This window comes from Bradyrhizobium sp. (assembly GCF_052389815.1).
Taxonomy (GTDB): domain Bacteria; phylum Pseudomonadota; class Alphaproteobacteria; order Rhizobiales; family Xanthobacteraceae; genus Bradyrhizobium.
Window position 1 is genome coordinate 1 of record NZ_JBQTHN010000210.1, and the last position, 11,281, is coordinate 11,281.

Annotated in this window: 8 protein-coding genes and 1 pseudogene; 4 read left to right on the plus strand and 5 right to left on the minus strand. The window is 64.9% G+C overall.

Annotation, left to right across the window (positions count from 1 at the left end; all coding sequences use genetic code 11):
- Both ACT4OC_RS28415 and ACT4OC_RS28420 read left to right on the plus strand, forming a co-directional pair.
- Positions 1–549: pseudogene (locus tag ACT4OC_RS28415) on the plus strand (polyhydroxyalkanoate depolymerase); the annotation flags it as partial.
- Between the two features lie 196 nt (positions 550–745).
- Positions 746–1,585 carry a M48 family metallopeptidase gene (locus ACT4OC_RS28420; RefSeq protein WP_444842378.1) on the plus strand — a complete coding sequence of 280 codons (840 nt, stop codon included), beginning with the start codon at positions 746–748 and terminating at the stop codon, positions 1,583–1,585.
- Positions 1,586–1,713: 128 nt separating this feature from the next.
- Here the strand turns inward: ACT4OC_RS28420 and ACT4OC_RS28425 are convergent, their stop codons facing one another.
- A complete protein-coding gene (locus ACT4OC_RS28425; protein ID WP_444842379.1) occupies positions 1,714–3,951 on the minus strand; it encodes a transglycosylase domain-containing protein in 2,238 nt (745 codons plus the stop codon).
- A 133-nt stretch (positions 3,952–4,084) separates the two neighbouring features.
- Here ACT4OC_RS28425 and ACT4OC_RS28430 point away from each other — a divergent pair, with 133 nt between their 5' ends.
- Entirely contained in the window at positions 4,085–4,510 is a 426-nt protein-coding gene (locus ACT4OC_RS28430) for a DUF1330 domain-containing protein (protein ID WP_444842380.1), read from the plus strand.
- Positions 4,511–4,661: 151 nt separating this feature from the next.
- Here the strand turns inward: ACT4OC_RS28430 and ACT4OC_RS28435 are convergent, their stop codons facing one another.
- Together ACT4OC_RS28435 and ACT4OC_RS28440 are read right to left on the minus strand one after the other, a co-directional pair.
- Entirely contained in the window at positions 4,662–5,888 is a 1,227-nt protein-coding gene (locus ACT4OC_RS28435) for an ABC transporter substrate-binding protein (RefSeq protein WP_444842381.1), read from the minus strand.
- Between the two features lie 129 nt (positions 5,889–6,017).
- Complete coding sequence (locus ACT4OC_RS28440; protein WP_444842382.1) at positions 6,018–6,380, minus strand: DUF1304 domain-containing protein; 363 nt, start codon at positions 6,378–6,380, stop codon at positions 6,018–6,020.
- A gap of 92 nt (positions 6,381–6,472) precedes the next feature.
- Between ACT4OC_RS28440 and ACT4OC_RS28445 the strand changes: the two genes are divergently transcribed.
- Positions 6,473–6,982 (plus strand): methylated-DNA--[protein]-cysteine S-methyltransferase, encoded by a 510-nt coding sequence (locus ACT4OC_RS28445; protein WP_444842383.1) that lies wholly within the window; start codon positions 6,473–6,475, stop codon positions 6,980–6,982.
- Here the strand turns inward: ACT4OC_RS28445 and ACT4OC_RS28450 are convergent.
- Positions 6,979–8,760, minus strand: a complete 1,782-nt coding sequence (locus tag ACT4OC_RS28450; RefSeq protein ID WP_444842384.1) for a PAS domain-containing sensor histidine kinase — start codon at positions 8,758–8,760, stop codon at positions 6,979–6,981. The two genes, ACT4OC_RS28445 and ACT4OC_RS28450, sit on opposite strands and share 4 nt — an antisense overlap.
- A 152-nt stretch (positions 8,761–8,912) precedes the next feature.
- On the minus strand, positions 8,913–11,281 hold a 2,369-nt coding region (locus tag ACT4OC_RS28455), incomplete at its 5' end, for a [protein-PII] uridylyltransferase (protein ID WP_444842385.1).

Here is an 11,281-nt window from a genome sequence, read left to right on the forward strand (position 1 = left end):
CATCCCGGCGTGATGCGCGACGTCTATCCGGGCTTCCTGCAGCTCAACGGCTTCATCACCATGAACCTCGACCGGCACATGGACGCCCACAAAGCGCTGTTTGCCAATTTGGTGAAGGGCGACGGCGACCTCGTCGACAAGCACCGCGAATTCTACGACGAATATCTCGCGGTCATGGACCTGCCGGCCGAGTACTATTTGCAGACCGTCGACCTCGTGTTCGTCAAGCACGCGCTGCCCAAGGGCACGATGACCCATCGCGGCCGCCCGGTCGATCCCGGGAAGATCCGCCGCGTCGCGCTGATGACGGTGGAAGGCGAGAACGACGACATCTCCGGCCTCGGCCAGACCGAGGCGACCCACGCTCTGTGCCCGCTGATTCCCGCCCATCGCCGCGTGCACTACGTGCAGAAGGGCGTCGGCCATTACGGTGTGTTCAACGGTTCGCGCTTCCGCTCGGAGATCGTGCCGCGCATCAACGATTTCATGATCTCGGCGGCGACCAACAAGAAGCCGTCGCTCAAGGTTGCGCATTCGGCGGCCGAGTAACGGAAACCCGAACGCGAATCTGGAGTTGGTTAACTCCCTGAATCCGCACAGGGAATCCGGATTCGCGGCCCTTTGAACGAATGAGTTGGGACTCATTTTTTGAACCCCTCGTTTGGACCGGAATCGACCTAAATTTTTTGGTTCCAGCCCCTGCCGGTAGGGGCGGCGGGGCCGCCGACCCCTGTATATTGGGCAAATGATTTGTTTTTGCGCCGACCGATTTCCCTGGCGCCGGATGTGGCAGATTCCGGGCGAACTGCTCCTCCCCGGACTTCCAGACATGGCTACTCGCGCGCTCCTCTACCGGCGGCCCGCCGAACCCTCGACTCTCGTGGTCAGGCACGGCTCCCAATTCTTCTCGGTCAAGCTCCGCCGGCATCGGCGCGCGAGACGATATACCTTGCGCATCCACCCGACCGACCGCGAGGCGATCCTGACCATGCCGCCGCGCGGCACCATCGCGGAGGCAAGGGAGTTCGCCAACATGCATGGCGGCTGGATCGCCGCGCGCCTCGGCCGCCTGCCGAAGGCCGCACCCTTTCAGCCCGGCACGGTGATCCCGCTGCGCGGTGTGGCGCACCGGATCGTGCATCGCAATGGCGAGCGCGGCACGGTGTGGACGGAGACGCGCGAGTCCGGCGAGAGGATCCTTTGCGTCGCCGGCGGCATCGAGTTCACCGACCGCCGCGTGCACGATTTCCTCAAGCGCGAGGCGCGCAAGGAATTGCACAGGGCCTCGCACGCCCATGCGGAGGCACTTGGCGTTCGCGTCAAGCGGGTGTCGATCCGCGACCAGTCCAGCCGCTGGGGCTCCTGCACCTCGGCGGGCTCGTTGTCCTATTCCTGGCGGCTGATCCTCGCGCCGCCCTTCGTGCTGGATTATCTGGCCGCGCATGAAGTCGCGCACCTCGTCGAGATGAACCACTCGCCGCGGTTCTGGCGCGTGGTGGGCCGCGTCTGCGTCCACGTCGAGCGCGCGAAAATCTGGCTCGATACCCACGGCAACGACCTGCACCGCTACGGGATCGAGGATTAGCTAGCTAGCGCACGCTGGCACCTCCCGCCCTCCGCTGTCATCGCCCGCGCATGCGGGCGATCCAGTATTCCAGAGACAGCCATGATTGAGCCTAAAGGCCGCGGCGTACTGGATGCCCGTGGCGCCGCCTACCGTCCCCCAAACAGCCGGTCCACCAGCCAGCCATCGAGGCCGGCGGCGGGTTCCGGCCGTGCATTCGGCTGGGGCGGCGGTGAGGAGGCACGGGTCGGCGGCGGGCGATAGCCGCCATCGGACGGGACCGGCCGCGGCGGCGCCTGGGTCGGCGCGACGCTCGACTGCGCCGTGTTCTGGAACAGGTTCGACAGGAATCCGCCGACGCCGCCGCGCGACTTCGGCAGGGCCGCCACCGGCACGCCCTGATGCGCCGCGCGCATGAAACGGGTCCAGACTTCCACCGGCAGGCCGCCGCCGGTCGCCTTCCTGGTCGGCGAGTTGTCGTCATTGCCGAGCCAGACGCCGGTGACGAGGTTCGCCGTATAGCCGACGAACCAGGCATCGCGGAAATCCTGGCTGGTGCCGGTCTTCCCCGCCGCGGTCCAGCCGGGAATGTCGGCCTTGCGCGCGGTGCCGGTCGCAATGGTCTCCCGCATCATGGCGTTCATCATCGCGACGTAGCGCGGGTCGATCACCTGGTTGGCCGGGTCCGCCTGGCGCGTATAGAGCGTCTTGTTGCCCTCCACGGTGCGGATCCTCGTCACCACATGCGGCGAGACGCTCTGGCCGCCATTGGCAAAGGCCGCGTAGGCGCCGACGAGCTCGGTGACCGAGACTTCGGAGGTGCCGAGCGCGATCGACGGATTGGCCTCCAGCTTGGAGGAGATGCCGAGCCGGTGCGCCGTACGCACCACGTTCTTCGGTCCGACCTCGATGCCGAGCCGCACGGCGACGGTATTCAGCGACATCGCCAGCGCCTGGGTCAGCGTCACCGCGCCGAAATATTCGTGCGTGTAGTTCTCGGGCCGCCAGCCCTTCAGGTCCAGCGGCGCGTCCTGGCGGATGGTGTCCGGCGTCAGGCCCGCTTCCAGCGCGGTCAGGTAAACGAACGGCTTGAACGCCGAGCCCGGCTGGCGCTTGGCGGTGACCGCGCGGTTGAACTGGCTGTCCGCATAGTTGCGCCCGCCGACCATGGCGCGCACGGCGCCGTCCGGCGTCATCGCCACCAGCGCGCCCTGCGTGACGCTGAACTTCACGCTTTTTGCCGCGAGCTCGTCGATGATGGCGGCTTCCGCCACGCTCTGCAGCTTCGGATCGATGGTGGTCTCGACCACGATGCTCTGGTCGATCTGGCCGACGAGGTCGTCGAGCACTTCACCGATCCAGTCGGCGACGTAGTTGACGGTGCCGGCGCCGGCCGGCTTCACGTGATAGGAGGGATGGCCGATCGAGGCCTGCGCCTGCGCGTCCGTGATGAATTTGGCGTCCGCCATGGCGGCGAGCACGATCTGCGCGCGCTGCTCGGCGCCTTCCGGATTGCGGTTCGGTGCAAGGCGAGACGGCGACTTGACGAGGCCGGCGAGCATCGCGGCCTCCGCCAGCGTGACTGATCTGGCCGACTTGCCGAAGTACTTCTGCGCGGCGGCTTCGACGCCATAGGCGCCGGAGCCGAAATAGACGCGGTTCAGATAAAGCTCGAGGATCTCGTTCTTGGAGTGCTTGCGCTCCAGCCACAGCGCGAGCTCCACTTCCTGCAGCTTGCGCTTGAAGGTGCGCTCCTGGGTCAGGAACAGGTTCTTGGCCAGCTGCTGAGTCAGCGTCGAGCCGCCCTGCGAGACGCCGCGATGCAGCACGTTGGCGACCGCGGCGCGGGCGATGCCGACGGGATCGACGCCGTAGTGCGAATAGAAGCGGCGGTCCTCGATGGCGATGAAGGCCTTCGGCAGGTAGGGCGGCAGATCCTTCAGCGCGACGTTGGAGCCGGCCATTTCGCCGCGGGTCGCCAGCACGGCACCGTCGAAGCCGACGATCTGGATGGTCGGCGGGCGCTTGGGGATTTCCAGCGACTGGATCGCCGGCAGCTGCGCGCCGGCGTAGATGACGAGGCCGACGACCATGATGACCGCCCAGAGCGACAGCACGGCGCCCCAGTAGAACAGGCGGCCGAGGCGGAAGCGCCTGCCGGATTTGGCGCGTCGCTTGGCGCCGCTCTTGCTCACGCGGGGCTTCCGTTCTGGAGGTGGCGGGGCATCGTCGTCGTCGCTATCGGCCTTTCGTTTGGCGGATTTCTTCGGCTTTTCTTCGGCGGACGGAATGCGATCTTTGGGATCGAGGCGCAAATCGGCCATGGCGGCGGCCAGGCCGAACCGCGGCTCCTTGCGCGCGCCGCTCTTTTTTCGTCCCCACGCCATCCAAAACGCCGTCCACACCGGTCCCGCCGCACGCTACGGCGCGGACTTTAAGGGCCGGTTAGCGAGAGGTTAACACGCCATTAGGAGCTGGGGCGGGCCGTGTTAAAAGGCCGCGCAATTCAGGGAGAACGGCATGGGCCATATCGATCCGACCAAGGAAGTTTTTGCAGAGTTCCGCGACAACAATCGCGAGGGTCCCATCCACATGCTCAACCTGGTGCGGCTGCGCGCAGAGGCCGCCTATTCCGACGGACGCAAGGCGACCGGTGCGGAGGCCTATGCGGCCTACGGGCGGGAGAGCGGGCCGGTCTTCGAACGGCTCGGCGGGCGGATCGTCTGGCAGGGCAGGTTCGAGCTGACGCTGATCGGCCCTGCGGAGGAGCGCTGGGACCATTGCTTCATCGCGGAATACCCGTCGGTCGCCGCCTTCGTCGAGATGATCCGCGACCCCGTCTATCGCGAGGCGGTGAAGCATCGCCAGGCGGCGGTGGAGGATTCCCGCCTGATCCGCCACGCCGTGCTGCCGGCGGGGAAGACGTTCGGGGAGGTGCCGAGATAGCGGAAACGACGGCCCCAATTCTACTTTGCATGGGGTTGTTTTCGCGTTTTTTGGTCCAGCCCCCGGTGGGCCGCCAACCCATCGCGGCCTGGCACCCAAAAAAATCGGCGGCCCCGAAGGCCGCCGATCGCTTTCCTCGATTGTGCCGATGCTAACCCGCCGGGCCAGCGTCCTCGAGAATCGGGCCGAACAGCTCCCAGCGCTCGCCGTTGAACCGCATCATCTGCAGCTGCTTGTTGACGCGGTAGTCGTTGGGGCCGGTGTTGATCTTCATGCCGGGCAGGCCGAGATCGAGCACGACGTCCTTCAGGCTGGCGGCCTGCTTCATCACGTTTTCGCGCGTCAGGTTGTCGCCGCACTGCTTGAGCACCTGCACCAGCAGCTGCGCGGTCGAATAGCCGTAGGTGTTCACCGTGTTCATCTTGTCGCCTTCCGGATAATACTTGTCCATGAAGGCGAGATACTTCTTCAGGCCCGCATCGTCCTTCCAGGTCGGATCGGCCGGATCCTTGCCGTAGTTGACGCTGATCACGCCCTTGGAGGCTTCGAGACCCGCCGGCTTCAGCGTGGCGCTGACCGGGCTCGCATTGATGTCCAGGATGTGCACGGGCTTCCAGTTCAGCTCGTGGATCTTGCGGATTGCCTGCGCCGCCTGCTTCGGGGTCGAGGCGCTGTAGAACAGGTCCGCGCCGGCGTCCTTGATCTTCAGCACCTGCGAATCGATGGTGGGGTCGGAGACTTCATAGGAGGCTTCGGCCACGATCATCTTGGACGCCTTGTCGCCGAGGCCGGCCTTCAGGCCGTTGACATAGTCCTTACCCAGATCGTCGTTCTGATAGAGGATGCCGATCTTGGCGTTCGGATGCTCCTTCAGAATGAACTGGCCATAGATCTTGCCCTCGACGAAGTAGTTCGGGTTGTAGCCCATCGTCCAGGGGAAGTTCTTCGGATCGGTGAACTTCGAGGCGCCGGTGGCGGCGAACAGCTGCGGCACCTTCTTGCTGTTGAGATATTTCTGCACGGCGGCGTTGGCGGCGGTGCCGATGAGCTGGAAGGTGAGCAGGACCTCGTCGCCTTCCACCAGCTTGCGGACCTGCTCGACCGTCTTCGGCGGCGAATAGGCGTCGTCATACTGGATCAGGTTGATCTTGCGGCCGTTGATGCCGCCTTGCTCGTTGATCATCTTCATGTAGGCGGCCTGCGTCTTGCCGATGCTGGCATAGACGGAATAGGCGCCGGAGAACGGCATGGTCTGGCCGATCTTGATCTCGGTGTCCGAGGCGCCGGTGTCGTATTTCTTCTGCGCGTCGGCAGGCGACGCCGACAGTGCGACGGCGACCGTTGCCGCCGCGACCAGATGAAAAATCCCGTTCCTCATCGTGCTGGTCCTCGTTGTTGTTGTGTTGAGACGATGGTCTTCCCGCAACCGACAAGCGGCCGCCATCGCCTGGCCCGCGAGTGTGGCGGAAGCCATGGTGCGATGCAAGGCGAGCAGTCGCGTCACTAGTCAGGCGAGGTAGAGCATGATCAAGGCTAGGGCAGCGGGTGCGGCCTGCACAAAAAGAATTCTCCGGCTCACGGAATATGCGCCATACGCGCCCGCGATGATGACGCAAAGCAGGAAGAACACCTTGATCTGGAACGCGAAGGCGGGGGCGGAATGAAACAGGCCCCAGAGCAGGCCGGCGGCGAGGAAACCGTTATAGAGGCCCTGATTGGCGGCGAGCACCGCCATGGCATTGGCGCGCTCCTGGCTGTTGCCGAAGGTCTTCAAACCCACCGGCTTGGTCCAGAGAAACATTTCCAGGATCAGGAAATAGACGTGCAGTACGGCGACCAGCGCCACCAGCACATTGGCGATCACGATCATGTTTTCCCCCTCGCGGATTTCGGGTGGACGCTAGCACGGCCGGCGTGGAGAGTGCGAGAACCCTCCCGCAGAGAAACGCTTCGGTGCGAGCCATGCCGGAAAGCCTTCGCCTCGACCGCCTGGAAACGCCGATCGGCGTCGCGCTGCTCGTGACCGACGGCGGCGGCGTGCTGCGCGCGCTGGACTGGGAAGACCACGAGACGCGGATGCGGCAGCTGCTGCGGCTGCAATGCGGTGACGTCGCGCTGAAGGAGGCGAAGGCGCCCACTGCGGTGAAGCGGGCACTGTCGGCCTATTTCGACGGCGACCTCGCCCAGCTTGGCGAGATCGCGTGGCGCGTCGCCGGCACGCCGTTCCAGCGCAAGGTGTGGAGCGCACTGCCGAAGATTCCGGCCGGCTCGACGCTGAGCTACGGCGCACTCGCAGTGAAGCTCGGTGCCCCGCGCGCGATGCGCGCCGTCGGCCACGCCAACGGCGCCAACCCGATTTCCGTGGTCGTGCCCTGTCACCGCCTGATCGGCGCCAATGGCTCGCTGGTGAAATACGGCGGCGGGCTCGAGCGCAAGCGCTGGCTGCTGCGGCATGAAGGCGTGGAGGTTTAGGCCACCAGCGCGTTGTCCGCATGACGCAATGGCAAAGTGAACTGGAACGTCGCACCGGGGCCGGCATTTCCGGAAGCGGAGAGCTGTCCTCCATGGGCTTCGACGATTGAGCGGCAGATCGACAGGCCCATCCCCATGCCGTTGGATTTGGTGGTGAAGAAGGCGTCGAACAGCTGGTCAGCGGCCCCAGCGGCGATCCCGGTACCGCAATCCCTTACCGTCACCAAAGCCTGGGCATCTTCCTGGCGTGTCTGGATTACCAGTTCGCGCGGCCGGTCTGTGACCGGCTGCATCGCCTCAACGCCGTTAATCAACAAATTGAGGATGACTTGCTGCAGCTGAACGCGGTCGGCGACAACAAGGGGAAGGGCGGGGGCGAGCTCCAGGCGCAACGACACCCGGTGCCTGAACAGCTCGTGCTGCACCAGGCAGATAACCTCGTTGATGGCCTCATTGAGGTCGAGCGAAGTCTTTTGCTCGGTGGTCTTGGTCACGAGCGCGCGGATGCGCCGGATCACTTCGCTTGCCCGATTGCCGTCCTTGATGATCGACTGCGCCGCGTCGCGCGCTTCCTTCAGGTCCGGCGGATCGCGGTCGAGCCAGCGCAGGCATGCCGCGGCGTTGATAACGACGGCAGCGAGCGGCTGGTTCACTTCATGGGCGATGGACGCCGTTAGCTGACCGAGTGCCGTCGCGCGCGTGACGCGGGCGAGATTCGCCTGCGCCTCTTGAAGTTCCGCCGCAGCGCGCTTGCGCGCAGTGATGTCCGTCACCGCTCCAACGAATTCGATACCGTCAGCGTCAATCACGGCATGCGCCGTCGCCCGCACATATTTGACCGACCCATCCGGCATCAGCAATCGAAATTCATGTTCGAAGTCCTTTCCCTCGCGGGGCGCGCGGCGGTAGGTCTGTTGCACGCGCTCACGATCATCCGGATGGATGCGTTGAATGATCGCCTCGAGCTTCACGGAAGGGGCCCTCTCGAATCCGAATATTCTGAATGTTTCGGCCGACCAGATGATTTCGTCATCGGCGACACGCCAGCCAAAGCTGCCGGTGCGGCTCAATCGCTGGGCTTCGGCCAGATACATTTCACTCTGTTGCAGTGCATGTTCCGCTTCCTTGCGCTCGGTGATGTCCTCGCATGCGATGAGGACGATCAACCGATCATCCAGCCGGCGCACGGCCTTGGCATTTTCACGAACCCAGAGTATCGAGCCGCCTTTCCGGATCTTTCGGATTTCCCAGCTGTGCGTCTGGCCGATTTTGTCCAGGCAGACGGCGACATTGGACCGGACCATCTCCCGGTCTTCCGGGAGAAATACCTTCAGCACGGATTGGCCCAGCAATTCGCTGACAGCGTAACCAAGCTGCGCAGCACCGGAGGTATTGACGGACAGGACGGTGCCGGCCGCATCGACCATGAAGTACATGACCGGGTTGTGCTCGAACACCTCCTTCCATTGCGCCTCGCTATCGCGCAGCGCTTCTATTGCGTGTCGTTCGGCTGTCGCTCGGCCGTAAAGCACAGCTTCCATCCGCCTGCGGGTGGTGCCTACAAGGCGCATCATGAATAATAAGGCGAGAAGCGACGCGAGGAGGAGCGCAATCGCAACCAAATAGGCGGGGGTGGTCGGCGCCGGACCGAGCAAGAGCCAGATGCAAGCCGCCGATCCCAACGCCAGCACCATGCAGCCGAGCAACCATTGCTCGGCTGAGGGCCAGGACTTCTTGGCCAGGTAACGCATCATCGGCAGCACCAAGCACTTGGCCATCCCGGGCCTGCGCTGCGTCGCTAGGTGATCGCTATCATCAGCGGCGACAGCGTCGCCCCCTAATACGTCGCCCCCTACTGCATTGCATATTAGCAGCTTTGGCAGCTTCCGTCCTCGCTTGTTGGCCGGGACTGAAGCCGGGACGTGAGATGCTACGCCGCCGGCTGTGCGGCCTTTTCTTCCTGCGCGAGCAGGTGCAACAGTGCGCTCTTGATCGCGGCCTGCCGGGTCGGCGCGTTGATCTGCGCGCCGAGCAGGTCGGTGACGTAGAACACGTCGCGGGCCCGCTCGCCGAAGGTCGCGACATGGGCGGAGGCGATGTTGAGATTGAGCTTGGAGATCGCCGTCGTCAGCTCGTACAGCAGGCCGGGCCGGTCGAGGCCGGAGACCTCGATCACGGTGTAGCGGTCCGACCACTGGTTGTTGATGGACACCTCGGGCTCGACCACGAAGGCGCGCACCTTGCCGTTGCCCTTGGCGGTGCGGCGCGCGACCACCTCGGGCAGGCGCAGCTTGCCTTCCAGCACCTGCTCGATCATCTCGCCGATCCGCGTGGCTCTTCGGCCCTCGTCCTCGTCGCGGTCGTATTCCCTGGAGATCGCGATGGTGTCGAGCGCAAGGCCGTCGGTGGTGGTGTAGATCTGCGCGTCGACGATGTTGGCGCCGGCCGACGCGCAGGCGCCTGCGATGATCGACAGCAGCCAGGGATGGTCGGTCGCCAGCAGCATCAGCTCGGTGACGCCGCGCGCCTCGTCGAACCCGACATTGATCGCGAGCTTGTGGCCGGCCTGCTCGCTGGCGCGGATGAAGCGCGCCTGGCGGATCTTGCGCGGCAGCTCGACCTTGAGCCAGTAGGCCGGATAGTGCCGGCCGATATAGGCGTTGAGCTCGGTCTCCGGCCATTCGGTGAAGGCGGCGCGGAACTCCGACTGCGCCACCGCAATGCGCTGTGCGCGGTTCACTTCCGAGAAGCCGCCGGTCAGCACCGGCTCGGTCTCGTAATACAGCGTGCGCAGCAGCTGCGCCTTCCAGCCGTTCCACACGCCGGGGCCGACGCCGCGGATATCGGCGGTGGTCAGGATCGTCAGCAGCTTCATCTGCTCGACCGACTGCACTACGGCTGCGAAATTCTCGATGGTCTTGCGGTCGGAGAGATCGCGCGACTGCGCGACCGTCGACATCGTCAAATGTTCCTCGATCAGCCATGCGACGAGCTCGGTGTCGGCCGCGGAAAGGCCGAGCCGCGGGCACAGCCGCCGCGCCACCTTGGCCCCCGCGGTGGAGTGATCTTCGGGCCGACCCTTGGCGATGTCGTGCAGCAGCGTGGTGATGTAGATCACCGCGCGATGCTCCGGGCGGATCTTGCGGAACAGGTCGCTCGCCACCACGAACTCGTCGTTGCCGCCGCGCTCGATCTCCTGCAGCCAGCCGACGCAGCGGATCAGGTGCTCGTCCACCGTGTAGTGGTGATACATGTTGAACTGCATCATCGACACGATCTTGCCGAAGGCGCGAATGAAATGGCCGAGCACGCCGGTCTCGTTCATCCGCCGCAGCACGATCTCGGCGTTGTTGGAGGTGAGGATCTCCATGAACAGCCGGTTGGCTTCGGGATTTTCCCGCAGCTGCGTGTTGATCGACTTCAGCGAGCGCGTCACGGTGCGCATCGCGTCGGGATGGAAGGCGAGGTCGTTCTTCTGCGCCAGGCGGAAGATGCGGATCAAATTGACCGGATCGTGCTTGAAGACGTCGGGCGCGGCGAGGTTGATGCGGTTGTTGTCGATGATGAAGTCGTCGCTGTCGGGCACGCGCCGCCGCTTCGTGCTCGGGCGGAACTTCGCCACCATGCGGCTGAGCACCGGCGCCGGCTTGGCGTTCTCCTCCTCCAGCTTGGCGCACAGGATCGCGGTCAGGTCGCCGACGTCCTTGGCCACCAGGAAGTAGTGCTTCATGAAGCGCTCGACGTCCTGCATGCCGGGGTGGCTGGTATAGCCGAGGCGGATGGCGATCTCGCGCTGCATGTCGAAGGACAGCCGCTCTTCGGCGCGGCCGGCATGGAAATGCAGGTTGCAGCGCACCGACCAGAGGAAGTCGGCGCAGCGGCGGAAGGTGCGGTATTCCTGCGCGTCGAACACGCCGCGTTCCAGCAGCTCGTCGGTGTCGCGCACGCGGTAGACGTACTTCGCGATCCAGAACAGCGTGTGCAGGTCGCGAAGCCCGCCCTTGCCGTCCTTCACATTGGGCTCGACCAGATAGCGCGACTGCCCGCCGCGGCGATGCCGCTCCTCGCGCTCGGCAAGCTTGGCGGTAACGAATTCGGCCGCCGAACCCTGCACGACCTCCTTGTCGAAGCGAGCCACAAGCTGGTCGTAAAGCGGCTGGTCGCCGGTGAGAAAGCGCGTCTCCAGCACCGCGGTGCGGATGGTCATGTCGCCGCGCGCCTGGCGGATCGATTCGTCGACCGAGCGCGTGGCGTGGCCGACCTTCAGCCCCATGTCCCACAGGCAATAGAGGATGGCTT